At 71.6% G+C, this 23,359-nt stretch carries 26 protein-coding genes; 14 read left to right on the top strand and 12 right to left on the bottom strand.

Annotated features, from left to right (window positions below):
- Positions 1–32: 32 nt before the first annotated feature.
- Genes BIU96_RS00360 through BIU96_RS00325 form a run of 8 tightly spaced genes read right to left on the bottom strand, consistent with a single transcriptional unit; the run spans position 33 to position 9,857 of the window.
- Positions 33–677 carry a hypothetical protein gene (locus BIU96_RS00360; protein WP_071290636.1) on the bottom strand — a complete coding sequence of 215 codons (645 nt, stop codon included), beginning with the start codon at positions 675–677 and terminating at the stop codon, positions 33–35.
- On the bottom strand, positions 674–1,018 hold the full coding sequence (locus tag BIU96_RS00355) for a hypothetical protein (protein ID WP_071290635.1): 345 nt from the start codon (positions 1,016–1,018) through the stop codon (positions 674–676). The genes BIU96_RS00360 and BIU96_RS00355 overlap by 4 nt, the downstream gene beginning before the upstream one ends.
- Positions 1,008–5,057 (bottom strand): type VII secretion protein EccCa, encoded by a 4,050-nt coding sequence (gene eccCa / locus BIU96_RS00350; protein ID WP_071290634.1) that lies wholly within the window; start codon positions 5,055–5,057, stop codon positions 1,008–1,010. The genes BIU96_RS00355 and eccCa overlap by 11 nt, the downstream gene beginning before the upstream one ends.
- Positions 5,054–5,920: a hypothetical protein gene (locus tag BIU96_RS00345; RefSeq protein ID WP_071290633.1), complete on the bottom strand. Its 867-nt coding sequence runs from the start codon at positions 5,918–5,920 to the stop codon at positions 5,054–5,056. Before BIU96_RS00345 ends, eccCa begins: the two co-directional genes overlap by 4 nt.
- Positions 5,921–5,922: 2 nt before the next feature.
- Positions 5,923–7,290, bottom strand: a complete 1,368-nt coding sequence (locus BIU96_RS00340) for an EsaB/YukD family protein (protein ID WP_071290632.1) — start codon at positions 7,288–7,290, stop codon at positions 5,923–5,925.
- Positions 7,287–7,667, bottom strand: a complete 381-nt coding sequence (locus BIU96_RS19630; protein ID WP_071290631.1) for a hypothetical protein — start codon at positions 7,665–7,667, stop codon at positions 7,287–7,289. The genes BIU96_RS00340 and BIU96_RS19630 overlap by 4 nt, the downstream gene beginning before the upstream one ends.
- Positions 7,651–8,760, bottom strand: coding sequence for a DUF6177 family protein (locus BIU96_RS00330; RefSeq protein WP_071290630.1), 1,110 nt, complete (start codon positions 8,758–8,760; stop codon positions 7,651–7,653). The genes BIU96_RS19630 and BIU96_RS00330 overlap by 17 nt, the downstream gene beginning before the upstream one ends.
- Positions 8,757–9,857: an FHA domain-containing protein gene (locus tag BIU96_RS00325; RefSeq protein WP_071290629.1), complete on the bottom strand. Its 1,101-nt coding sequence runs from the start codon at positions 9,855–9,857 to the stop codon at positions 8,757–8,759. The genes BIU96_RS00330 and BIU96_RS00325 overlap by 4 nt, the downstream gene beginning before the upstream one ends.
- A 130-nt stretch (positions 9,858–9,987) precedes the next feature.
- Between BIU96_RS00325 and BIU96_RS00320 the strand changes: the two genes are divergently transcribed.
- From BIU96_RS00320 to BIU96_RS00300, 5 genes are read left to right on the top strand one after another with little or no spacing between them, the layout of a single operon-like run.
- Positions 9,988–10,323, top strand: coding sequence for a WXG100 family type VII secretion target (locus BIU96_RS00320; protein ID WP_027466433.1), 336 nt, complete (start codon positions 9,988–9,990; stop codon positions 10,321–10,323).
- A 29-nt stretch (positions 10,324–10,352) separates the two neighbouring features.
- A complete protein-coding gene (locus BIU96_RS00315; protein ID WP_027466434.1) occupies positions 10,353–10,670 on the top strand; it encodes a pore-forming ESAT-6 family protein in 318 nt (105 codons plus the stop codon).
- 1 nt (position 10,671) lies between these two features.
- Complete coding sequence (locus BIU96_RS00310; RefSeq protein WP_071290628.1) at positions 10,672–11,055, top strand: DUF6507 family protein; 384 nt, start codon at positions 10,672–10,674, stop codon at positions 11,053–11,055.
- A gap of 21 nt (positions 11,056–11,076) precedes the next feature.
- The gene (locus BIU96_RS00305; RefSeq protein WP_071290627.1) at positions 11,077–13,344 is read left to right on the top strand and encodes a TNT domain-containing protein; all 2,268 of its coding nucleotides are present in this window, start codon (positions 11,077–11,079) and stop codon (positions 13,342–13,344) included.
- Complete coding sequence (locus BIU96_RS00300; protein WP_071290626.1) at positions 13,341–13,871, top strand: hypothetical protein; 531 nt, start codon at positions 13,341–13,343, stop codon at positions 13,869–13,871. The genes BIU96_RS00305 and BIU96_RS00300 overlap by 4 nt, the downstream gene beginning before the upstream one ends.
- A 72-nt stretch (positions 13,872–13,943) precedes the next feature.
- Here BIU96_RS00300 and BIU96_RS00295 read toward each other — a convergent pair whose 3' ends face one another.
- A complete protein-coding gene (locus BIU96_RS00295) occupies positions 13,944–14,585 on the bottom strand; it encodes a TNT domain-containing protein (RefSeq protein WP_071290625.1) in 642 nt (213 codons plus the stop codon).
- A 319-nt stretch (positions 14,586–14,904) separates the two neighbouring features.
- Between BIU96_RS00295 and BIU96_RS00290 the strand changes: the two genes are divergently transcribed.
- The 4 genes from BIU96_RS00290 (at position 14,905) to BIU96_RS00275 (ending at position 17,314) form a co-directional block, all read left to right on the top strand.
- Positions 14,905–15,159, top strand: coding sequence for a hypothetical protein (locus BIU96_RS00290; protein WP_071290624.1), 255 nt, complete (start codon positions 14,905–14,907; stop codon positions 15,157–15,159).
- A 135-nt stretch (positions 15,160–15,294) separates the two neighbouring features.
- A complete protein-coding gene (locus BIU96_RS00285; protein ID WP_071290623.1) occupies positions 15,295–15,918 on the top strand; it encodes a hypothetical protein in 624 nt (207 codons plus the stop codon).
- 273 nt (positions 15,919–16,191) lie between these two features.
- Positions 16,192–16,713, top strand: coding sequence for a hypothetical protein (locus BIU96_RS00280; protein ID WP_071290622.1), 522 nt, complete (start codon positions 16,192–16,194; stop codon positions 16,711–16,713).
- Positions 16,714–17,023: 310 nt separating this feature from the next.
- A complete protein-coding gene (locus tag BIU96_RS00275; protein WP_071290621.1) occupies positions 17,024–17,314 on the top strand; it encodes a hypothetical protein in 291 nt (96 codons plus the stop codon).
- Positions 17,315–17,338: 24 nt separating this feature from the next.
- Here the strand turns inward: BIU96_RS00275 and BIU96_RS00270 are convergent, their stop codons facing one another.
- The gene (locus BIU96_RS00270) at positions 17,339–18,040 is read right to left on the bottom strand and encodes a hypothetical protein (RefSeq protein ID WP_071290620.1); all 702 of its coding nucleotides are present in this window, start codon (positions 18,038–18,040) and stop codon (positions 17,339–17,341) included.
- A gap of 31 nt (positions 18,041–18,071) precedes the next feature.
- On the opposite strand from BIU96_RS00270, the gene BIU96_RS00265 reads away from it, so the two are divergent.
- The 5 genes from BIU96_RS00265 (at position 18,072) to BIU96_RS18885 (ending at position 21,800) form a co-directional block, all read left to right on the top strand.
- Positions 18,072–19,004 carry an NADP-dependent oxidoreductase gene (locus BIU96_RS00265; RefSeq protein ID WP_071290619.1) on the top strand — a complete coding sequence of 311 codons (933 nt, stop codon included), beginning with the start codon at positions 18,072–18,074 and terminating at the stop codon, positions 19,002–19,004.
- Between the two features lie 92 nt (positions 19,005–19,096).
- Entirely contained in the window at positions 19,097–19,645 is a 549-nt protein-coding gene (locus BIU96_RS00260) for a DUF805 domain-containing protein (RefSeq protein ID WP_083402531.1), read from the top strand.
- A gap of 108 nt (positions 19,646–19,753) precedes the next feature.
- Positions 19,754–20,275: a DUF805 domain-containing protein gene (locus BIU96_RS00255; protein ID WP_071290618.1), complete on the top strand. Its 522-nt coding sequence runs from the start codon at positions 19,754–19,756 to the stop codon at positions 20,273–20,275.
- Positions 20,272–20,841, top strand: coding sequence for a DUF805 domain-containing protein (locus BIU96_RS00250; RefSeq protein ID WP_083402530.1), 570 nt, complete (start codon positions 20,272–20,274; stop codon positions 20,839–20,841). Before BIU96_RS00255 ends, BIU96_RS00250 begins: the two co-directional genes overlap by 4 nt.
- Positions 20,838–21,800 carry a DUF805 domain-containing protein gene (locus tag BIU96_RS18885; RefSeq protein WP_083402529.1) on the top strand — a complete coding sequence of 321 codons (963 nt, stop codon included), beginning with the start codon at positions 20,838–20,840 and terminating at the stop codon, positions 21,798–21,800. The genes BIU96_RS00250 and BIU96_RS18885 overlap by 4 nt, the downstream gene beginning before the upstream one ends.
- A gap of 64 nt (positions 21,801–21,864) precedes the next feature.
- On the opposite strand, the gene BIU96_RS00240 is transcribed toward BIU96_RS18885, so the two are convergent.
- Together BIU96_RS00240 and BIU96_RS00235 are read right to left on the bottom strand one after the other, a co-directional pair.
- Positions 21,865–22,515 carry a TNT domain-containing protein gene (locus tag BIU96_RS00240; protein WP_071290617.1) on the bottom strand — a complete coding sequence of 217 codons (651 nt, stop codon included), beginning with the start codon at positions 22,513–22,515 and terminating at the stop codon, positions 21,865–21,867.
- Positions 22,516–22,584: 69 nt separating this feature from the next.
- Positions 22,585–23,358: a succinate dehydrogenase iron-sulfur subunit gene (locus tag BIU96_RS00235; protein ID WP_071290616.1), complete on the bottom strand. Its 774-nt coding sequence runs from the start codon at positions 23,356–23,358 to the stop codon at positions 22,585–22,587.
- Between the last annotated feature and the right edge of the window lies 1 nt (position 23,359).

Here is a 23,359-nt window from a genome sequence, read left to right as displayed (position 1 = left end):
CACCGTGCCTCCCGTCCGTCTGTCGGTCGCGTCTACCAGCCGAGCGCCGTCAGCAGGTCCGACACCGTCGTGATCGTGGGCCGGCCCAGGCCGGCGACGTCGATGCGGCCGGGACGGCCGAGGGCGCGGTCGGCGCGGAGCACGAACACGCCGGCGACCCCGGCGTCGCGGACGGGTCGCGTCTCGACCGGCGTCGGCTTCGCGGCCCGGTCGACGAGCACCACCACCGAGCGCGCCAGGAGCGTCGGGTCGGGGGAGTCGGCGAGGGAGGCGAGCGCCGCCCGGACGTCCTCGACACCGTCACCGGTGGCCCGTCCGACCACGACGAGGCTGTTCTCCGGCGTGGCCGCGAGCACCGCGGCGGGGCCGACGTGCGCGCCCGTGTCGTGCACGGTCACGCGTGAGGTCGCGGTCTGCAGCACGGGGAGCCGCGCGGCGAGCTCACCACCGGAGTGGTCCGTCGCCTGCACCACGACGCCCAGGCGACCGCCGACCGCGTCGGCGAGGAGCGCCGCGACGGTCGTGGTCCCGGTGCCGCCGGCAACGCCCGCGACGAGCACCGTCCGGGCGCGCTGGACGGCGGCTCGCCGCGAGCCGGGCATCGGCGGGAGCGGGGCCGAGGTCGGGGGCGGGGCGGAGTTCGGGGGCAGCGCGGAGTTCGGGGGCAGCGTGCTCACGAGCCGTCCTCCACGATCAGCTGGGCGTCGACGGCTGCGGCGAAGGCGCGGACGATCGCGACGCCCACCTCGCCCGCAGCTCCCCAGGGCACCCAGGCGTCGGTCCACCAGACCGGTGCCTCGAGCGTGGCCCACGGGGCGAGTCGTGCGATCTCCGCCGGGTTCTCGACGCGTTGGGGCACCTGGACGCTCAGGACGGCGGAACCGCGGTCGTCGACGAACTCGGTGACGACGCGTTCGAGCGTCCGTGCTCGCAGGTCGGGAGCGATGTCGGCGCCGGCCTCGACGAGCGCGAGCGACGACGGGGGCTCTGCGGACAGGATGATCACCTCACGGGGCATCGACGGCTCCCTTCGGGTCGAGCACGGTCGTCTGACCGGCGGGGTCGGCCTGCACCGGTGCGACGGTCGTGGCCGCGGGGAAGTGGGCGACCTGCACGATGCGCGGGGCCGTGCCGCGTCGGACGAGCCGCCCGCGGCCCGGCGGGAACTGCTCCGCGTAGACCTTCGGGAACACCTGCCCCTCGGACCGCTCGCCGCTCAGCACGAGCCCGGTCGCGCCGGAGTCGCGGATCGACTGGATCACGGTGTCGTACATCGCGCGAGCGGCTCCGGCCACCGGACGGGTCAGCACGACGTGCAACCCGAGGTCACGCGCCGAGGGCAGGTACGGCATGAGCGGCGCGAGCGGATCGGTGCCGGCCGAGGCCACGATGTCGTAGTCGTCGACGAGCACCACGATGCGCGGACGCGGCCCGGTGGAGGTGCCGGCGGCGCGCTGCTCGAGCTCCGCGGCGATCGCGGCCGCGAGCCCGCGGGCGTCGCGCCCGTTCGCCGCGTGGCCGCCGAGGAAGTCGTCCGGCGTGCCCGCGGCGGCGCCACCGCGGACGTCCATGAAGGCGAGGACGAGCTCGTCCGGCGTCGAGCGCTCCATGAAGCCCGCCGCGAGACCCCGGAGGAGCGCGGTCTTGCCGCTCGCCGTGTCGCCGAACACCAGGAGGTGCTGGTCGACCGTGGGGTCGAACGCCACGAAGTCCATGGTGTCCTGGCGGAGCGCGAAGGGCACCGTGGTCGGAGTCGCGAGCGGGTCCGGCAGCTCGGCGGGGTCGAACGACTCCGGCAGCAGGCGGATCGGCGCGGCTGCGGGACCGCCCCAGCTGTTCGCGACGCGCTGGGCGAGGGCGGCGAGCTCGTCGCCGACCGCACCGTCGTCCACGTCGTCGAGCACCGGCAGCGCGACCTGCCCGAACAGCTCGTCGCCGGTGAGCACGCGGCCGGGCTCGCCGGACTTCAGGGTCGCGGCGGCGGCGCGGGCGATCGTCGAGTCGGCCGGGTCGTTGAGCCGCAGCTCGAAGCGCTGGCCGATGAGCGGCTGGTTCGCGAGCCGCAGCTCGTTCCAGCGGGTGAGCCCGACGACGACGTGGATGCCGAAGCTGCCGCCGCGCTGGAGCAGGTCGCCGAACGCGTCCTCGAGCTCCTCGAACTCGGTCCGCATCACCCCGAACCCGTCGACGAGGAGCACCACGTCCGCCGATCCCAGCTCGGGGACCCGGCCCGCGGCGTGCCGGCTGCGGAGCATCGCGAGCGAGTCGATGCCGTGGTCGCGGAACACCCGCTCGCGCAGCCGGATCATCGCCTGCAGCTCCTCGACGAGGCGGAGCAGGCGGTTCCGGTCCGCGCGGGTCGCGACGCCACCGACGTGCGGGAAGCCCTCGATGCGACCGAGCCCGCCGCCCGCGAGGTCCATGCCGTAGACGCTGACCTGCCGGGGCGTCGTCGTGAGCGCGATCGACGCGGCGACGGTGCGGAGGAAGGTGGTCCGGCCGGAACCCGGCGCGCCGATGACGGCGACGTGCCCGCCGCCCTGCGTGAGGTCGAGCATCCACGGACGCTGCCGCTGGCGCGCCGGGTCGTCGAGCAGCCCGATCGGCACCGTGATGCCGACGGGGTCGGTCTCGGCGTTCGGGTCGAGCACGGCGCCGAGCGCCAGTCGCGTGGGCAGCGGCGGCAGCCACACCGGCGTGGTGGCACGGTCGCCGCGGCCGAGGCGCTCGACGGCCTCGTCGACGACGCTCCGGCCGACGTCGGGCGTCTCGAGCGTCGTCTCGCCCGGGTCCTCGTCCTCGGACGCCAGCGTGTTGTACACGGGCAGGACGAAGGGCTCGGGGGCGGTGTCGGCGGACGAGGTCACCGCGGCCGCGGCGGGGGTGGCGTCCTCGACGGGGCCGGACACGTAGCCCGACCGGAAGCGGGTGTAGACGCTCGTGTCGACCTTGAGGTAGCCGTACCCGGGGACCGCGGGCAGGTGGAACGCGTCGCCGGTGTCGAGCACGACCTGGCTCTCCGCCTCGGAGAACGTGCGGAGGCCGAGCCGGTACGACAGGTAGGTGTCGAGGCCGCGGAGCTTGCCGGCCTCGATGCGCTGGCTCGACAGGAGCAGGTGCACACCGATCGACCGACCGATGCGGCCGATCATCAGGAGCAGGTCGACGAACTCGGGTTCCGCGGTGAGCAGCTCGCCGAACTCGTCGATCACGAGCACGAGGTGCGGCATCGGCGGCAGGTCGGGGCGCTGCGTGCGGAGCTCGCGGTAGTGCGTGATCGACGGTGCGGCCCCGGCGTCGCGGAGCATCTCCTGGCGCCGCCGGACCTCACCGGCGATCGACGCACGAGCGCGGCGGGTGAGCTGCGGGTCGTCGGCGAGGTTGTCGATGAGCCCGGCAACGTGCGGCAGTCGGGCGAACGGCGCGAACGCCGCGCCGCCCTTGTAGTCGACGAGGATCATCGCGAGGTCCTCGGGCGGGTGGGAGACCGCGAGTCCGAGCACGAGCGTCCGGAGCATCTCGCTCTTGCCGGAGCCGGTCGCGCCGATGCAGATGCCGTGCGGCCCCATGCCGAGCTGCGCCGACTCCTTGAGGTCGAGCAGCAGCGGGGCACCGAAGTCGTCGACGCCGATCGGCACGCGCAGGAAGTCCCGCGGGGTACGCGGGCGCCAGGTCCGGTCCGGGTCGATGGTCGTGACGTCGTCGACGCCGAGCAGGTCGGTCACGCCGATGGCGGCCGACGACTCCGCGCGGTCCTCGGCGTCGGCGGAGAGGCGGAGCGGGGCGAGGGCGCGGGCGACGGCGGTGACGAGGGTCGGCGCGACGGGGTCGCAGACCGCGGTCTGCACGGGGGCCGGCTCGCCCTCTTCGACGTCGCGGGCGTCGACGATCTCGAGGAGCGTGGTCGTGGTCGCGGTCCCGGTCCCCTCGGCACCGTCCGACCGCGCGGTCACCCGCACCCGCACGTCCGACGGCTCGTGCAACCGGTCGGCGACGAGGTGCACCACCGTGATCCGGAGGTCCTCCGGTCGGGTCTCGCCCTCGGGCAGCGCGAGCGGCACCGCGACGGTGCCGTGCTCGTCGGCGAAGACGACCAGGCGCGGCAGGTCGCTGCGCTTGGCCGAGTCGCCCGAGCGTCGGTACATCGCGGCGGTCCGGGCGCGTTCGCCGAGCTCGCCGGCGAGCGTGCGCGCCAGCGTCGGGACGTCCTCGGCGACCCGACGCGCGCGCAGCGGTCCGTCGAAGGTCCGGTCCATGCGGGCGTGCGGCAGCAGGTCGAACCACTCCCAGTCGGCGGCGCGTTCGGCGGGGAACGCCGCGGCGAGGTGCAGGTCCTCCGGCGCGTGGAGCGCCGCGAGCTGCGCGACGAGGGCCCGCGCGACGTCGAGCACCGCGTCGCGGCCACCGACGACCGAGACGTCCCCGGCGTCGTCGAGGCGGATCGCGATCGGCATGGCGTGCACGGTGCCGTAGTGCTCGGCGACCTGCTCGAGCTCGGCCAGCATGAGGGGGTCGAGCGGTTGGACCGGGTTCTGGTCCGGCGGCACCGCGAGGTCGAGCCAGCCGACGTCCCCCGAGCCGACACGGACCCGCAGGAAGTCGCCGTGCGTGCGTCGCCGCTCCCACAGCCGGGCCGGGTCGCCGACCAGGCGGGGGAGCGTGTCCGGCGACGGGTCGACGTGCTCGGCGCGCTCGCGGACGGCGGTCGTGCGGGTGCGGAGGTCGCCGCGGAGCTCCTCGAGGTAGTCGAGGTAGCGCTCGCGCTGGGTGCGACGGTTCCGGACGGCGTTGCCGCGCTGGGTGAACGCCATGCCGAGGCCGCCGACGAGCGCGACCACGAAGACCAGGGCGGCGACGACCATGAGCACGGGGTTGTTGCCGCGCAGCACGACCATCATCACGACGGACGAGATCGCGCCGACCACCGGCAGCAGCGACTGCAGCGGGATCCCGCCGCTCGGCCCCTCCGGCAGCTGCGGCGGTGGGGCGAGCTGCTCCGCGTCGGGGCGGACGAGCGGCGTGGAGACCCGAGCGGGTCGGTGCACGATGCGGTTCACCGGGTCACCTCCGGGGCGGTGCGGTCGGCGGGCTGGTCGGGACGACGGTCGACCGCCGCCTCGACGAGTGCCGCGGTGAGCTGGATGAGGGCGATCCGCGACGCGGTGGGGCGGTCGCCGCCACCGGTGACACTCGGGTCGCCGGGGACCGGGTGCACCGCGTGGCCGGGCCACGCGGCGGCCGTGCGGGCGGCGCGCAGCCCGGCGCCCGTGGTGTCCACGGGCACGACCAGGACGCGCGTGTCCGGTGCGTGCCGGCGGACGGCGTCCGCGTGGGCCACGCCCTCCTCGATCGCGGCGCGGTCCGGTCCGGTGACGAGCGCGACGACGTGTGCGTCCGCCGCCACCGCGCCGAGGTCGACGAACGGGCTCCGGGAACCCCAGTCGCCGACGACGACGTCGAAGAAGCGGGCGATCGGGTCGACGGCGTCCGTCCACTCCGCGGGTGCTGCTTGTCGGCTCGGGAGGCGCGGGTCGCCGATCCGGAGCACGTGCAGCCCCGACGGGGTCACCGCCAACCCGTCGGTCGCGTCCCAGGACGTCCTCGCCGCGTCCCGGCGCTCGGACCGCGGCGTCGGTTCCGTCCGGTCCGCGCCGGCGTGCACCGCGAACGAGCGGAGGCCGGCTGCGCCGTCCACGCCCAGCACCCGACCGGAGCGTCGGCGTGCCAGCACGGTGGCCACGGCCGCTGCGGTCGCGGAGCAGCCGGTGCCACCCCGGAGCGAGGCGAACGCGATGCGCCGGCTGGTCGGCACGCCCTGCCGGATCGCCCGGTGCGCGTCGTCGAGCTCGCGTGCCCCACCGGCCACGCTGCCGAAGAAGGCCCGGCCGAGTGCGGGGACCACGTCGTCGAGGAGCCGCATGGTCAGAAGGTCTCCAGCAGCGCGGCGAACAGGCCGAACGTGCCGAGCAGGAGCGGCAGCGCCACGACGACCGACACGGTCTCGAGCACGTTGCCGAGCGACCGCAGTCGAGCCCGCTGGTGCGCGGCCGGCCGGACCCCGGCGAGCAGGGCGCCGAGCACGCCGAGTCCGGCGAGGGCCCCGAGGACCTGGAACGGTGCCGTGGCGGCGTGCCCGAGCAGTCCGAGCACGGCGGCGACGACGACGGCGCTCCAGAGCAGCACGCCCTGCAGCGTCAGCGGGAAGGCCCGGGTCCGGAGTGCGGCCACGACGACGACGGCGGCGCCGAGACCGACGGCCCACGGGTCGCCGTCGGAGACCAGCGCCGCTCCGGCGAGGGCGATGGGGGCGGCCACCGCGGCGGTCGTCCAGTCGAGCGCCCGGTAGGCGTCGTCGAGCGCGGTGACCACGCGGTCGCGGGCGACGGGGTCCCCGCCGCTCACCCGGTCGTCGAGGCCGGTGAGCCCGGCGGACGACATCGCGACCGACGGCAGCAGCCCGCAGACGACGATCGCGGCGATCCCGACGACACCCCAGCCGGCGGCCTGCGGTGCCGGGGTCAGCCAGGTGACCATGCCGAGCAGAGGGAGCACGACGCCGACGACGGCCGCGACGCCGATCGTGCGGGTGCGCTGCCCGACGCCGAGCCCGAGGCCGAGCGCGATCCACGCCCAGACGAGCACGAGTCCGGCGACCATCGCGGGCTGGTCGCCCTCGCGGCCGACCACCGGCCCGACCGCCAGCCCGATCGGCAGCGCGAGCCCGGTCGCCGCGGCGGTGAGGGCGATGCCGGTCCACCGGGCTCCGGCGCGGCCGGCGACGAGCGCCGCGATCGCCAGGACGACGCCGCTGCCGACGAGCACGGACGGCAGGAGCGCGGGGGAGACCGTCCCACCGTCGAACGCCGCCCGCACGGAGGCGACCGTGAACGCCGCGACCACGAGGGTGCCGACGACCGAGGCGGTGGCCCCGACCGCTGCGGCGGCGACGGACTGCCGGGCGGCCGTACCCCAGCCGTCCGAGCGGCGACCGAGCGAGTCGGCCACGGCATCGGTCACGTCGGAGACCTCGGGGGGCGGCGGGGCGTCGGCGCGGCGGACGAGGTGCAGGACCTCGCCGTCGGCGATCTCCTGCGAGGCGGCGTCCCCGGCGAGGGAGACCTCTTCGCCGGTGACCCGTACGAGGGCGACCGGGTGCGCGCTGTCCGCGATCGGCTCGTCGAGGATGTCGACCAGTCGCGGCAGCAGTCCGGCGAACGGCTCGTCGGAGGCGACGACGACGTCGGCGCGACGGCCGGCCCCGACGACGGTCACGCGGGTGAAGTCGGTCACTTGGTCTCCTGCTGCGGTTCCGGCGGCAGCGTCCGCTGCCGTTGTTGCTGTTGCTGCGTGGGTGTCTGCTGCGTCGGTGCCGGCTGCGTCTGGGTCCGCTGCGTCTGTGTCGGCGTCGGCGTGGGCGTCTGCGTCGACAGCGGGTTCTGCTGCGCCTGCTGCTGAGCGGCCTGTTGCGCCAGAGCGTTCGTGACGAACGAGTACCCGAGGCAGCCGACCCCGACGACCGCGGCGAGCACGACGCTGCCGATGAACCGCTTCACGTTGTCGTTCACCAGTCGTCGGTCGGCGAGGCGTCCGAGCACGAACGCCTGCCGGAGCCGACGGCGGTGCGTCGAGACGCTCTCGAGCAGGATCGAGTCACTGTTCCGTGGCACGGTGCACCTGCTCCCTCGTCCGGTCGTCCATGCCGACGGCGTCGGCCACGCGGTCGCGCCCGATGTGGTCGATGACCGCGGCGAGCTCCTCGACCGGGTTGCGCTCCGGGGTGCGTCCGAACGGCAGGACCAGTGCCGGGATGCGCGGGCGACCGGCGATCACCGCTCCGAAGCGGTCCCGCATGCCCTCGACGTCGAGGTCGAGCTGCCGGACCGCCGGGGCGCCGACGAGCATCGCGACCGGCAGCGGTGGAGCGGACAGCCGCGGTGCCTGCGCGAGGTCGGCCCGGCCTGGCCGCCGGAGCACCAGGGCGAACAGCGGCAGCTGCGTCGCCGCGAGCCGGCCCAGCACCTGCGGGACGGCGGCGACGCGCACCTCGGAGACGGCGTCCCCGAGGGCGCCGACCGAGAGCAGACCGGTGGTGAGTTCCTCGACGCCCTGTCCGGTGCGCTGCGCCGTGATCGTCACCGCGAGGGGCGCTGCAGCCGAGCCGACGGCGAGCAGGCGCGTCGGGTCGGGCATCCGGGCCCGGGCCGTCTCGGTGAGTGCACGACGATCCCAGGCTCGTCCGGCCGGCTCGTGGGGGCCCCAGCCGCTGGGTGCCGCACCGGCGAGTTCCGTCGCCAGCAGCTCGGTGGTGGCACCCAGGACGGTCTCCTCGGCGGCGCGGTGGCGGACCGACACGGAGACGACGAGCTGGTCAGCGGTGGGAGTCCACGGGCGGAGGAACCCGACAGCGACGTCCTCGACCGACGTGGGCGGTCCGGCGTGCGGGGCGTCCGTGAACGCGTCGAGCCGTCGTCCGTCGAGACCGTTCCGGAGGCCGTCGTCCCCACGCACCACCCACGCGCCACCGCTGTCCACGAGCGCCTGCCGGAACCCCTCGGTCAGGACGGACAGGCCGTCGGTCACCAGCACCGGACGGGCGCCCTCGGCCGCGGCCGTCGCGAGCAGGGTCGCCTGGGCGCCGCCGAGTCGGACGATGCCCGCCCGGCTCTCGTAGCGGATGCAGCCGTCGCCCGCCGAGTCGACGAGCGGGTGCTTCGCGGTGGGGCGGTCGTCGACCGGCCCGCCGCGGCGGAACGGGGTCACGTCGTCGCTCCGGTCCGGTCGACGAGGAACGCGTGGTCGCCGATCCGGACGGTCGAGCCGGCGGGGACGGGGAGGTCCACCCCGGGGACGAGGTCCTCGAAGGAGGCGTCCGGACGGATCACCGAGGTGCCGTTCGTCGAGCCGAGGTCGCGGAGGACGACGACCCCGGTGGCCTGCACGAGGGCGACGTGCGTCTTCGACAGCGTGCGGGACAGGTCGGGCACGGCGACCGTGGCGACGCCCGGCTCGGCCTCGGGGTTCCGGCCGATCACGCAGGTGCCGTGGAACCAGTGCACCGCCCCGGAGTCGAAGCGCAGGACGACGGCGTCGGCCGGCACCGAGTCGTCCGCGACCGGCGCGGTCGGCGGTGGCACCTCGGCGAAGCCGTGACCGGTCTGCTGGGCAGCCGCGGGGGTGGGACCGAACCCTGCGCGACGGGTGGCGTCGAGACCGGCCTGCACCGCGCCTCCAGGCAGGGGAGCCGACCCGGGACGGACACCCGCCGACGCGGCCGCACCGAAGGCGGTGCCGAGCGCCGGGACCGCGGGGTCGAGCGGCTCGCGTCCGGACCGGAGCGCGGCGGTCAGCGTGCCGGTCGCCGCGGCCCAGGGGCCGGTCCCCGCGGCGCGGCGGTGCGGACGTCCGCCGAGCCGTGCGATCTGCCGGACCGGTCCTGCGGGCAGTGCGTCGTCCGTGTCGACGACACGGGTGCCGAGGAGCAGACCGCCCGGGCCGCGACCCGTCCTGGAGGCACGGATCACCACGATCGCGGCCGTCACGACGAGCCCCGCGACCGCTCCGGCGACGGCCGTGCCGACCGGGTCAGAGGACGGGACCGCGGTGTGCGCGAGGAAGAGGAGTGCGGCGCCCGCGGCGCCGCCGAGGAGGACGACGACGACGTCGACGAACCGCGCGAGGAGGACGGCACCCACGCCGGCGGCGGCGACGCCCTGCAGGGCGTCGTACTCGGCGGAGGCGACGGTGCGTCCGAGGAGGGCACCGCAGTCGGTGCAGAAACGCTGTCCCTGCGTCGACGGGACCCCGCAGCGACCACAGGTCATCACGGGGACCACGGTCTCGACCACGATCGACGACATGCCTCACCTCCCATCGGCACGTCCGATCATGTCAGAAGCGGGGCGTGACGCGTGCGCAGGTGGTGGTCTAGGCTGCTGACGTTCGCTGTCACCCGTTGAGGGGTGGGGGGAAAGACAGAGAGGATGAGCGATGAAGTTCGCAATGGGGGCACAGGTCCTCACCAACCTGACCAAGCAGACGTCCGGCGCTTCCGGTGACCTGGGGACGCTCGTGCGCAAGCTGGCCGACTCGGCCGAGCCGCTGCAGGGCCGCTTCAACGGTGCCGGCCGCCAGGCCTTCGACCGCTTCAAGGCCGAGACGGACACCATCGCCAACGAGCTGAACGGCGCGCTCGCGAGCGTGCTGCAGGGCATCTCGGGCATGGACCGTTCGTTCCAGGAAGGCGACCAGGACATGGCGCAGTCCACGAGCTCGCTCGAGGGCAGCTCGAACTTCGACGCGGCCCGCTTCAGCGGCCGCGCCTGACGGATCTTCGGGGAGAGGGAGAACACACCATGAGCGGTGGCAACCAGGCAGACCGTCGCGACTACGACGTCGCGGCGTCGCAGAACGCGCAGGACAACTTCAACGCCGTGGCGGCGCAGCTCGAGTCGCTGATCGCCCAGCGCGACTCGGACGTGAAGGCCGCGATGGCCGACTACCAGGCCGACGGCGTCTCGGACGAGTACCACGCCAAGGAGCAGCGGTGGAACACCGTCGCGGGCGAGGTCAAGCAGATCATCGCCACGCTGCGCGCGTCGCTGCAGTCGAACGACGAGTCGGCGCAGTCGGCGATCAGCAAGGCGAAGTCGGCAGTCGGCAACATCGGCTGACGTGACCGTCAACGGATGGAGTGTCGACCCGGCCGGCGTCGAGACCGTCCTCACCGCCGTCGCCACCAAGGCGACGGCGTTGACGGACGCGCTCGGCGGATCAGCTGACGGCAGCAAGCCGGGGGTGGCCGCGACCGTCGAGGCCGCGGCCACCGCTGCGCAGTCGCAGGTCATCGGTGAAGCGCTCGCGGGGTTCTTCGAGCACCAGCAGCCGACCCTGACGGGGATCCAGAACCGCATCCAGGCGTCGCTGCTCGGTGCTGCCGGAGCGACCAGGGCCATCGACCACGGTGACGCCGAGATGGCGTCGACCACGCAGGCGAACGCGATCGCCGCTGCGAGCAGCGGGAACTTCGCCGCGTTCGACGGTGCGCCGGGGAACTGAGACAACGGGGGACAGCAAGCGATGAGCGGACTCGTCAAGGTCGGGGAGATCCCGTACACCGACGTCGACCTCACCGGCATCACCTCCGGGGCGAAGGAGCTCCGGACGGTCGCGAGCGCGGTGCGGGACGGTACGGCGGACATCGTGACGGCGTGGCAGCCGATCTCCGGGGTCTACTCCGGGCCTGCCGACGAGCAGCTGTACGCCGTGATGACACCCATCGGCCCGCACGGCACCTCGTTCGGCGACAACCTGGATACCGCCGCGAAGGCGCTGGACGACTTCGTCACCGAGGTCACGCCGATCATCGCGAAGCTCAAGTCCTACGTGACCCGCGGCAACCAGCTGCACCGCGACGTCGCGGCGTTCACGCCGGGGACGATGACGACGGAGTACGGGCACTCCGCGACCGTCGAGTCGTGGGACCAGGACGAGACCCTCACCGACGAGAACAACGCGATCATCAACGGCGTCGCCGCGCAGGTCGTGGCGTACCAGGCGGCGGAACGGACCTGCGCGAACACCATCCGCGGACTGTCCGGCCTGTCGCCGCTGCACGCGATCAGCGCCGACGGCAAGGACGACGGTCTCGGGTACGGCTACAAGGAGCTGCCCGCCGGCACGAAGCTGCCGTGGGGGTCGGCGTCGGACCGGAAGGAGTCCTGCTCCGAGAAGACCGTCGACTTCCTGCCGAACATGGTCAAGGGCGTCCTGGTCGACGGTGTCTGGGGCACCGTGAAGGGCCTCGGTACCCTCATCGGCGTCGACGGCACCGGGTTCCACTGGGAGACCGCCGGTGCGTCGTGGAGCGGCATCCTCGCCCTCACCGGCTTCAACACGAAGACCATGCAGAAGGATCCCGAGCTGCAGCGCGAGTCGTGGACTGAGCTCCTGAAGGCCACCGTCGGCTGGGACGAGTGGGGCAAGGACCCCGGGCGCGCGTTCGGGCAGGCGCTCTGGGGGATCGGTTCGCTGGTCATCCCGATCGCCGGCGAAGCGGGCAAGGTCGGCGCGGCCGGCAAGGTCGGCGAGGTCGCCGGAGCCGTCGGGAAGGCGGGGAAGTACCTCGACCTCGTCGACGCCGGTGCGTGGGCGTCGAAGGGGCTGACGGCGGTGCTGCCCAAGCTCGGCGACCTCAAGGGGATCATCAAGACCGGGATCGGCGATGCGGCGCACGGGTTCTCCGGACGGCTCGCGGACTTCCAGACGGGGCTCGGCGACTTCCTGCACGGACGGCACGGCGACGGCGGCGTCGAAGCGCCGCCGGTGCGGTCCGAGGCGGACACAGACGTGCGGGCGGGGAGTGACGGCAACGCCAACGCGCACGCGGACGGCGGCGACGCGACGGTGCACGCGCCGGAGCGGGAGCCGGCGCTCGTCGGTGCTGGCGGGCACGGGGAGCACGGGGAGACTGCGACGGGGGACGGCGGTTCGACGTCGGGGTCGCACGGCGGGGTCGGGCACGGGGGTGAATCAGTCGGGCACGGTGGGGACTCAACAGGGCACGGCGGCTCGGGCCACGGCACGGACGCCGATCACGGCGGTGGTCGGCCGGACGGCGACGGGCACGACGCGCCCGGTACTCCGCCGCCGCACCACTACGACCGCTCGACGGACCCGGTGTTCTCCGACGACCGCAGTGGTCCTGGGTGGGAGCGTGACGAGTCGGTCCGGGGCGGTGCCGAGCGGCCCGACTACGGCCAGCCGCACCTCCACCTCGACGACCTCGGGGAGAAGTACCGAGCTCCCGACGACCCGACGTACACGGGCCCGGGGATGAGCGACGACGTGCGGGCCCTCGTCGACGACTGGGGCAATCCGAACGGTCTGTACGGCAAGGACGCCGACGGCAACTACCTCACGAGGGACGACTGGGAAGACCGGTACATCGACTGGAACGACGACTGGCAGTCGTACGCGCCCGAGTACCCCGGCAACGCCGGTGCCGTCGCCGGACACCGCGTCGACTGGGTGGATCCGTACGGGTTCGTCGATCAGTACGGTTCGCAACTCGACCGGCTCGGCAAGGAGTCCGGCAACTTCTTCTCGTTCCCGGGGACCTCGTTCGAACAGCGCGCCCTTCCACCGTCCAACCTCAGCGATGCGTACCGGACGTACGACTTCGATGCTGCAGCTTTCGAGGGGCAGGGTCTGAAGATCGAGGTGAGCGAGATCGCTCCGGCATTCGGGCATCCGGGTGGAGGGCTTCAGGTCAGGTTCGTCGACCCCGGTCCTCCCATGAGTTTCCGCTCGGCTGCGGACCTCCGCGATCTCGGGATCCTGTCGTGAGCGACGAGCGCATCACGATCCCGTGCCTCGAACTCCTCGAAGACCTCCTGCGCCGCGCCGGACAGGATCGGGTCGTGACGGAGCCGAGGCTCGTCGAGTTCGGCGATCAGGAGACTCTGGAGCGCTACGTCGTTCGAGACGGAGCAGTTCACGCGTGGAGAGGCGACCGGGGATCCGGTGACTGGACCGGGGTGGTGTTCGAAGCAGGGGAGGACGCCGCGCGGCGGATCGCCGCTTCAGCGGCTGGTGCCCTTCGCTCCCGGGCTGGCCTCGAGCGGGGGCACTGGCTCCTCGACCGCCCCGAGGAACTCCCCGACGGGATGTCGCTGAGTGTGGAGAGCGAGCGGAACCTCCTGAAATGGACGGCCTGCGGGACGCCTCACCGAGCGTGGTTCGGAGCCGGGCGGTTCATCGCCCCGGCAGTGCAGTTCGCAACGGTCGCGCGGGTCCCCGTGGCCGACATCGAGCGGTGTGCGCTCGAGGTGAACTCTCGGCGAGCATTCTCGGAGGCGGCGCTGCCCGCATGAGAAGACCTTCGGAGGCAAACCCGAACGGTTGTGGCTGATGGTCGCGCGGCGGTCGCCGATGCTGCTGTCGGATCAGTCGCCGACGGTGATCCTGCGGAGCTGACCGCTGACGAGCAGATCCCGGATCGTCACGGTGTCGTCGGCGATCGAGAACCGGATTGCTCCGCCGGGCTGCCCGAACCACGGAAGTGTGATCTGCGCATGCACGAGCACGATGCCATCGGTGACGTACGGGTGCACGCTCGACGGGAGCGACAAGGCGTTGGGCGGGAGTGACCTCGACTCGAACGACGCGCCGAACGGGTTCAGGAGCCAACCGTCCGGTCCACCGACCCGGTCGACCGGGATCGCGGGCGGGAGCTCGATGAGCACCTGGCCGCCCGACGAACGGATGCGGTCGGCGAGCTCAGGCAGGTACCCCTCCGTCGATCGGCGCAGCTCCGCGAACTCCTCCGCGCGGATGGACCGTGGTTCCGGGATGGGCCTGCGGAGGTACGCACGAACGAGATCGGACACCCCGTCCTCGTCGTCTGCGCGGCTGATGACCCGCGCCTGTCCGTAGTCCACGGATAGCAGATCGAATCCGGCACTCGACGGTTCGACGCGGAGTGCGCCTTCGAGCGGCGGACGGTCGGGGACGTCACCGGGGAGCGCGATGAACTGGGAGGTGAACCCGGATCGGTCGAGGTCGGCGCGGAGGGATGCGAATGCCACGGTCTCAGGCTAGCGGCGGGCGCTCCGTTGCCTCGAGCACGTCGAGTGGATGACCGAGGTCGACCCCACGGGGATCTTCCGGGGTAGGGGGGCGCATCGGCAGGAGCGGTCGTTCTCAGCGTTCGTGGTCGATCATGAAGCCGTGTGCCCCCTCGGCGAGTCTCGGCCACCGACGACCGTGCAACCTCAGTTCTCCGAGGGTGCAGCGGCGAAGTGCATGTGGTCGATGACACCGGCAGCGATCTGGCCTGGAGGAAGGACCACAGGTCGTGGTTGTCGCTCTCAGCCGAGCAGTAGTGCAACTGATCGGGAGGAGAACATGGATCGGGCAACTGCCAAGGAGATCATCGCTGCCGATGGCCTCGGGCGCGCGGTGTGGTTCCAGCAGCCCATCGGGAAGCCGGACGTGGTGGCGATATACGAGGTCGGTGGCGGCTACCGGGTGGTGTCGACGGACGAGCGGGCGGTCGAGATCGGTCCGCGGGACTACCAGGACGAGTCCGACGCGCTCGAGATGTTCATCATGCTGCTCCGTGACCTGAAGGAACTGATCGCGAGCGGCATCGTCCGCTGAATTCGAAGCGCTGAAGAACAACCAGGCGATCGCAAAGAGCGTGCAGGTGGACCCGGCGTCCGGCTCCACCTGAGTGATCTGGCCGGAATGAACGGACCACAGTTGGTCGCGGATGTCGCTCCCAGCCAAGCGGTAGTGCAACTGATCGGGAAGGGGCGCAGTGCGACGCCCGGTGAGTCCTGGGTCGCAGTGGAGTCGGTTCCCGACGCGGTTCACCGTGATCTCGAGGAGACCACGCACGACTACAAGACCCTGTCACAGATGGCTCCATCCGCGATGAAGGCATGGCAGACTGGCGGCGATGTCTTCGGTGTCGTCGTCCCGGTCGAGAATCTCGCGGCTCATCTCCCGACGTTCGCCGACGTCGGCGGGTGGGAGCACTTCGTCCCTGGTGGGCGCACTGCAGTCAAGGGGGGTGGAGAGTTCTTCATCAAGGAGACACGAGAATTCGTCGTGGAGGGGGGCATCCCGATGCCACCCGGTTCGGTGGTCTCGGGCACCGCGAGTGAGCTGACGAGAAACCGCTTGATGTCACGCACGATTCCGTTTCATGACCAGGGGTGCAAGTACTGCCGTGAGTTCTGGATCTCCCGATCCGACCAGCCGAAGCTCATCGGAGTGAGCCTTGAGTACCAGTGCCATCTCTACCGATGCTGCATATGTTGCTCGTGGTGGGAGTACGGATCGAACTACCCGCACGTCATCGACGAGGACCTGGCCGTTCGCATCGCGGCGACCGTCGCGCGTGACCCGTCGTGATCGAAAGGTGGACACCTTGGCGATCGAGGCGAACGGGTTCACGGTCCAGGTGAGCCGAATCGACGCGGATTTCGGTCAACGGCGCGACGGTCAGCAGGTGGACTCCAGGTCAGGCTCGTGGCTGTCGGCGAGCGTCGAGATGTGTGCATGACGGCGTGGGTGCGGGATGTACCGATCGAGGAGTTGCTGCAACGTGCGGTTCGCATTTGACATGAGACCGAGGCGATACCGTTTGAGGGTCGTGTCCCTCGATCACGCGGAGGGCGCTCACTCTTGACTGACCAACGCGGACTTCGTCCCGCCGACGCGAACCTGCTCGGGACGTTCGTGGGCAACGAACCGCCCGACCTTTCTTCCATCCCCGGCATCAAGCGAGACGAGCGGGTCGTCTTCGAGTACGGCACGCCGGAGACGGCCTTCCGTATCGTCGCAGACGGCGCCGGTTACTCGTTCGCGACTCGTGACCGTGGAAGCGCCTGGCCCCTCGTGTGGTTCAACCGGCTCGAGGATGCCGAGCGGTACGTGCTGGTGCGCGAAGGAGCTGCGCGGAACGATGCTCTGTGGTTCGACGGCAGGGCAAGTACGCCCGATGGTGTCAAGGTTCTCGAGGACGACTCGGAGCGAGAGCTTCGTTGGCACATCGACGGGCATGAACACGTCGTACGAGCCCTCTCTGACCTCGGCTGGTCGCTGGCCGTCCGACTCGCCTGGGTACGTCAGCATTCCCTTGCCGAAGTGGTTGAGATCGTCGATTCGCCTGCTCCGGGGCAGCGCGTCGGGAGCGTCCAATCCTGAACGGACTGATCCAGCTCGCGGCCACTCTGCGGGAATCCACTGCGCAGGCAGGTCTGAGCCGCGGGCACTGGCTGCTGGGCCGCGCGGAGGAGCTGCCCGCTGGGTTCACGCTGGCGACGACCTACGGCCAGACGGTCCTGGACTGGGAACTCGGCGGGACACTCCACCGTGCCTGGTTCGGCGCTCCCGGGTTCGTCGCGCGCGCAGTCGCATTCGCGACGGTGGCGCGCGTCCCCGTCGAAGAGATCGAGCAGTGCGCTCTGCAAGAGGACTCTTTAGGCGCGTTTGCAGAAGCATCGTCGAAGGCATCATGAGCGACGACCTCTGGCGTTCCGAGATGGACTGGCAGGTGCAGGACGGCGTGCTCATTCCCGCAGGAATCCCCGTCTGTTGGATGCGCCGGCCGTCGAACGACGTCAACGTCGCGTGCATCTACGAGACCGAGAACGGATGGCGAGTCTCGACCACCGACGAGCGTGCCACCGAGGAATCGATCCGCGAGTACGGCGATCGAGATGCTGCGATCGAGGACTTCCTCAGCCGCGTCGACGGGTTCGTCCGGTACCAGGAGTTGCGGAAGCGGCGGCGGGGACAGCGCTGAGGCCGACGTCCGATCCGCTCTGGGTCAGCGCCGCTCGCGAGCCCATTCGTGCCCGCCCTTCGCAAGGTCCATGTGCCACTGGTACAGGCTGCTCTGCTCCGCGAGGAGCTCGGAGTAGAGCGATCGGGCACGAGGATCCGGCGACAGCGCGAGGTAGTGCTCGTCGTCGAGGATCGCACCGATGCCGGCACGGACGTCGTGGTAGGCATCGTGCTGGTCACTGACGTCGACGTACGACCGCATCTCCTCGAGGTACCCCTCGAGGATCGCGAGGTACTGCCCTCCGGCGAGCCGCTTCTCGGCACGCTGCTGTTCCGTGCGGAAGAGACGACGGGCCCCGCGCGCGACATCGTCGATGAACGACTGCGACGCCCGTGACATCGGATCCGTGGGCCCCGTCGCCAGGGTCTTCTCGAAGCCCCGCGAGCCCGAGTCGCTTCCGAACGTGAGCGTCCTCGCCGCATCGCTCGGCTGCTCGGTGATCGCGATCCGGTACGCGGGACCGGAGCCGAACTCCTGCCACGCGGGGAAGGTCGACCGGCGCCGCGGGGGCGAGGGCTCCGTCGCGATCCACCAGCGCAGCACACCCCGGATCCGGTCCGGGTCGTCCACGTGCGTGACGCTGCTGTCGAACGCGTTGTACCAGCCCTGCAGGAGCTCGAGGAGGAGCGTGCCGTCGTGCCGGAAGGTCAGCGCGAGGCCGGTCGGTCGATCGTGGCTCGTCACGCCAGCGGGCTACCGGCGTACCGTCGCACGCATGACGAAGCACTGGGTGGCCCCGCGGTTCGGCGGCAGCGAAGTCCTCGAGTACGTCGACACCGAGGTCCCCGCGCCCGGCCCCGGCGAGGTCACGATCGACGTCCGTGCCGCCGGCGTCAACCCCGCCGACACGAAGCACATCCGGCAGGGCGACCCGTCGAGCCTGCCGATCCCGATCGGCTACGAGGTCGCCGGGGTCCTCAGCGCCATCGGCCCCGACACTGAGATCGCGTCCGGTGGGGGAGTCGTCGGCGACGAGGTCCTCGCCTTCCGCGTCTCCGGCGGCTGGGCGGAACGCCTCACCGTCCCCGCTTCGGACGTCTTCGCGAAGCCCGCGTCGCTCGACTTCCCGGCGGCAGCCAACCTGCTCCTCGCCGGCTCGACCGCCGCCGACATGATCCGGGTCACCCGCGCGGAGGGCCGCGACACGATCGTGGTCCACGGCGCCTCCGGCGCGGTGGGCGTGAGCCTCCTCCAGCTGCTGCGCCCGCTGGGCGCGCGCATCATCGGCACCGCGTCCGAGCGGAACGCCGACACCGTCCGACGCTTCGGTGGCGAGTGGGTCGCGTACGGCGACGGCCTGGAGGCGCGCATCCGTGACCTCGCACCGTCCGGTGTCGACGTGGCACTGGACTGCGTGGGAACCGACGAGGCCGTCGACGTCTCGCTCGCGTTGGTCGCGGACCGGACCCGGATCGTGACGATCGCTGCGCCGGGGAGGGCAGCCCGTGACGGCTTCCCGGCCGTGGGCGGTGCGCAGCCGGAGAGCAAGGAGTTCCGTGACTCGGTCCGGCAGCGGCTGATCGACCTCGCCGGGGCCGGCCAGCTCGAGGTGCCGGTGGCGCGCACGTTCCCGCTGGCCGAGGCGAAGGAGGCCGCCGAGGTGCTCGAGTCGCAGCACCCGGGCGGCAAGCTCGCGCTGATCCCGTAGGGGCGGTGTCCTCCGCTGGAGTGACGCGAGCGAGCCGGCTGTCTGCTTGACTCTGTGTGCATCGACAGCCGGCCGCCGGAAGGAACGAACCAGTGAGCGACCAGAACCCGTACGGACGCGACCCGTACGCGCAGAACCCGTCCGGTCAGCAGCAGTACGGCCAGCAGTACGGCCAGCAGCCGTACGGCGCGCAGAACCCGTACGGCCGTCCGACCCCGAACGGTCAGCAGCAGGGACAGCCGCCGCTCTGGGCCCCCTGGTACGGCATCCCGTTCCCGCAGGCGTTCCTGCGCTTCTGGAAGAAGTACGTCCGGTTCGACGGTCGAGCGAGCCGCAGCGAGTTCTGGTTCTGGGCGCTCTGGTACGTGCTCGGCAACGTCGCGGCGGGCATCATCGGAGCGGTCTTCAACGTGCTGCCGCTCTTCGACAACGCTGACGGTGGGCTCGCACGGCTGTGGGCGCTCGCGACCTTCATCGGGTTCATCGCGCTGACCGTCCGGCGCCTGCACGACGTGAACCTGTCCGGGCTCTTCGCGCTGTTCTTCATCATCCCGCCGATCGGCATCCTGTTCTCGCTCATCGTCGGTCTGCTCACCACGCACCCCGGTGGCCAGCAGTTCGACCGCCCCGATCGCGGCTGATCCGGGCCCTGCACGGCTCGTCGACACCCCCGTCACACGCTGACGGGGGTGTCGACGTTCTGGTTGACTCTGATCCGACACATATGTCGACACGCACAAGGGGGACCCGTGAGTGACCAGTACCCGCCCAACCCGTACGGCCAGCAGCAGCCGGCACCGACCGGACCCGGGAGTGAGCCGCCGCTCTGGGCGCCCTACTACGGCGCGTCGTTCGGCAAGGCCGTCTCCCGCTTCTTCAAGAAGTACGCGACCTTCAGCGGCCGTGCGAGCCGCAGCGAGTTCTGGTGGTGGTACCTCGCGAACGTGATCGTCACGGCCGTGATCGTCGTCATCTACGTCATCGGTGCCTTCACGTCCCAGCGGGACACGGTGTCCACCGCGTACGGCACGAGCTCGATGATCACGTCGCCGTCGCCGCTGTTCGTCATCGGCGGGATCCTCCTGGGGGTGTGGGCCCTCGCGACGATCGTGCCGACCCTCGCGCTCGGCTGGCGTCGACTGCACGACGCGAACCTGGCCGGGCCGCTCTGGCTCATCGCGATCTTCGTCGGCATCGTCGGCATCGTGTTCGGCCTCCTGCCCTCGAACCCCGAGGGGGCCCGGTTCGACCTGCCCGCGGGCGCTCGATGAGCAACGGCACACCGCACTGGGCACCGCCGACCGACGAGCAGCAGCAGCAGAACGGTCAGCCGTTCCCGCTGCACGCCCAGCAGGCACCGGTCGGTCCGGACGGCAGACCGCCGCTCTGGGCTCCGTGGTACGGGATCGGGTTCGTCGGCGCGGTGACCCGGTTCTTCACGAAGTACGCGCGCTTCGACGGACGCGCGAGCCGGAGCGAGTACTGGTACTGGGTGCTCGCGAACGCCATCGTGACGGTCGTGCTCTACGGGAGCTTCTTCGTCGTGCTCTTCGCGACCAGCCCCACGACGACGGTGGTCGACGACAATGGCTTCTCGAGTCGGGTCACCGGTGCGCCGTCCCCGTTCGCCTGGGTCCTGCTGGGACTGTTCGGCCTGTGGTGGCTGGCGACCCTCGTCCCGAACCTGGCGCTCGTCTGGCGGCGGATGCACGACGTCAACCTGCCCGGGGCGTTGAGCCTGGTGAGCCTGGTCTTCTGGCCTGTCATGGTCGTCTTCGCCTGCCTCTCGCCGAACCCCGCCGGCGCCCGCTTCGACCGACCTGAAGGAGTCCGATGAGCAACGACACCCCGCAGTGGGGACTACCGGCCGACGGCGGCCAGGAGCCGCAGGGTCAGCAGCCGTCCGAGCAGCAGCAGCAGCCACAGGACGGGCAGCAGAACCCGTACGGCCAGCAGCAGGAGTACGGCCAGCAGCAGGAGTACGGCCAGCAGCAGGCGCACGACGGCCAGCAGCAGGACTACGGCCAGCAGCCGAACCCGTACGGGCAGCAGCAGCAGTACGGCCAGCAGTCGAACGTGGCCGGGGAGCAGCAGCAGTACGGCCAGCAGCCGAACCCCTACGGTCAGCAGCCGCAGTACGGCCAGCAGCAGTACGGCCAGCAGCCGCAGTACACGCAGCAGCAGCAGCAGCAGCAGCAGCAGCAGCAGCAGCAGCAGCAGCAGTACGGTCAGCCGCCGCAGTACGCGCAGCAGCCGTACGCACAGCAGCCGTACGCACAGCAGCCCTACGGGCAGCCGTACCCGCAGGTCCCGCAGCCCATCCCGGCAGGCCCGGACGGCGCCCCGCCGCTCTGGGCACCCTGGTACGGCATCGGCTTCCTCGACGCCTTCCTCCGCTTCTTCAAGAAGTACGCCCGCTTCGACGGCCGCGCCAGCCGCAGTGAGTACTGGTACTGGTTCCTCGCGAACGCCATCGTGACGATCGTCCTCTTCGGCGGTTACATCGCAGCCATCATCGGGTTCGCAGCCTCGGCCACGCGCGTGGACGAGTACGGCAACGAGTACACGGCGAACTCCTTCCCGGTCCTCGCGTTCGTGCTCCTCGGGCTCTACGGCCTGTGGTGGCTCGCCACGATCGTCCCGAACATCGCACTCGGGTGGCGCCGCCTGCACGACGCGAACCTGCCCGGTGCGCTGTGGCTGGTGTCGTTCGCGGCCGGTGTCGCGGGGATCGTGTTCGGCTGCCTGCCGCCGAACCCGGCCGGGGCGCAGTTCGACCGTCCGGACCAGCGCTAGTCCGACACCGACGAGAACGGCCCTGCCACGCGTCAGCGTGGCAGGGCCGTCGTCGTCGGGGGAGTCAGACCACCCGGAGTCGAGCGAGCGAGCCGTCCACGACGAGGTCCCGCACCGTGACGGACGGATCCGCCGTCTGGAAGCGGAGCGCGCCTCCTGGCTGGTCGAACCAGGGCTGCACGAACCGGACGGTCACCAGGAACGGCCGCTCGACCAGGTACCGGTGCGTCTCCGGAGCCGCAGCGACGTGCGGCGGCAGCGACCGCTGCGGTGCCGGGGTGTCGAGCGGGTGCAGGAGGTAGCCGTCCGGACCGCCGATGCGGTCCACGGGGACCCCCGCCGGGATCTGGATGGTGAGGCCCTGCTCGCCGGCCTGGGCGACCTGCTGCGCGAGCTGCGGGTACGTCGAGGCGGCGCGGTCGCGGAGCCCGTCGAGCTCGTGCCGGGGGATGTCCCGCGGCGCCGGGAACGGCCGGTTCAGGAAGCGTCGCAGCATCTCGACCGCGTCCGCTTCACCGCGCGCGGTGGCGAGGCGACGGGCGGTGCCGTAGTCGACCACCTCGAGCGCGAAGTCGCCCGAGCCGTTCTTGTCCGCGGGGACGATGCGGAGCGCGCCCTCCACCGGGGGCTCGTGCAGGGTCTCGCCGGGCAGCTGCACGTAGCGGATCGTGTAGCCGAGCTGGTCGAGGATGGGGCGGGTTTCCGCGAACGTCATGGTCCGGAGCCTATCGGTGGTGTCTCGGGCGAGCCTTGGACGACGCCGAGCAGCGGCTCCGACCCGACGTCACGCGCGTCCTCGCATCAGGGCCTGCTTGACCTCCGAGATGGCCTTGGTGACCTGGATGCCACGCGGGCAGGCGTCGGTGCAGTTGAAGGTCGTGCGGCAGCGCCACACGCCCTCCTTGTCGTTGAGGATGTCGAGGCGCACGTTCGCCGCGTCGTCGCGCGAGTCGAAGATGAAGCGGTGCGCGTTGACGATCGCCGCCGGGCCGAAGTACTGCCCGTCGGTCCAGAACACCGGGCACGACGAGGTGCACGCGGCGCAGAGGATGCACTTCGTGGTGTCGTCGAAGCGGGCACGGTCGGCGACGGACTGGATGCGCTCCTTGCCCTTCTCCGGCACGGAGTTGGCCTGCAGGAACGGCTGGACCTCGCGGAAGGACTTGAAGAAGGGCTCCATGTCGACGATGAGGTCCTTCTCGAGCGGCAGGCCCTTGATCGCCTCGACGTAGATCGGCTTGGACACGTCGAGGTCTTTGATCAGGGTCTTGCACGCCAGGCGGTTGCGCCCGTTGATGCGCATCGCGTCGGAGCCGCACACGCCGTGCGCACAGGAGCGACGGAAGGTCAGGGACCCGTCCTGCTCCCACTTGATCTTGTGCAGGGCGTCGAGGATGCGGTCGGTCGGCAGCATCATGACGTCGAAGTCCTGCCAGCGCGGCTCGTCGTCGACGTCCGGGTCGAAGCGCCGGACGATCACCGTGACGGAGAACGATCCGGGAGGAGCGTCCTGCACGGTGTCGGTGCGGGGTGCGTCGGAGACCAGGGTGTCGGTCATC

Origin of the sequence: Curtobacterium sp. MCBA15_008 (genome assembly GCF_001865065.1) — a bacterium.
GTDB lineage: Bacteria > Actinomycetota > Actinomycetes > Actinomycetales > Microbacteriaceae > Curtobacterium.
The sequence above is the reverse complement of the archived record's forward strand: the minus strand, read 5'-3'. Positions and strand labels throughout refer to the sequence as shown.

Bases quoted from the DNA above. Each gene is read 5' to 3' on its own strand.
- BIU96_RS00240 (WP_071290617.1), bottom strand. From the start codon at position 22,515: ATGACGTTCGCGGAAACCCGCCCCATCCTCGACCAGCTCGGCTACACG.
- BIU96_RS18885 (WP_083402529.1), top strand. From the start codon at position 20,838: ATGAGCAACGACACCCCGCAGTGGGGACTACCGGCCGACGGCGGCCAG.
- BIU96_RS00265 (WP_071290619.1), top strand. From the start codon at position 18,072: ATGACGAAGCACTGGGTGGCCCCGCGGTTCGGCGGCAGCGAAGTCCTC.
- BIU96_RS00305 (WP_071290627.1), top strand. From the start codon at position 11,077: ATGAGCGGACTCGTCAAGGTCGGGGAGATCCCGTACACCGACGTCGAC.
- BIU96_RS00250 (WP_083402530.1), top strand. From the start codon at position 20,272: ATGAGCAACGGCACACCGCACTGGGCACCGCCGACCGACGAGCAGCAG.
- BIU96_RS00345 (WP_071290633.1), bottom strand. From the start codon at position 5,920: ATGCGGCTCCTCGACGACGTGGTCCCCGCACTCGGCCGGGCCTTCTTC.
- BIU96_RS00290 (WP_071290624.1), top strand. From the start codon at position 14,905: ATGGATCGGGCAACTGCCAAGGAGATCATCGCTGCCGATGGCCTCGGG.
- BIU96_RS00275 (WP_071290621.1), top strand. From the start codon at position 17,024: ATGAGCGACGACCTCTGGCGTTCCGAGATGGACTGGCAGGTGCAGGAC.
- BIU96_RS00235 (WP_071290616.1), bottom strand. From the start codon at position 23,358: ATGACCGACACCCTGGTCTCCGACGCACCCCGCACCGACACCGTGCAG.
- BIU96_RS00325 (WP_071290629.1), bottom strand. From the start codon at position 9,857: ATGTCGTCGATCGTGGTCGAGACCGTGGTCCCCGTGATGACCTGTGGT.
- BIU96_RS00315 (WP_027466434.1), top strand. From the start codon at position 10,353: ATGAGCGGTGGCAACCAGGCAGACCGTCGCGACTACGACGTCGCGGCG.
- BIU96_RS00320 (WP_027466433.1), top strand. From the start codon at position 9,988: ATGAAGTTCGCAATGGGGGCACAGGTCCTCACCAACCTGACCAAGCAG.
- BIU96_RS00355 (WP_071290635.1), bottom strand. From the start codon at position 1,018: ATGCCCCGTGAGGTGATCATCCTGTCCGCAGAGCCCCCGTCGTCGCTC.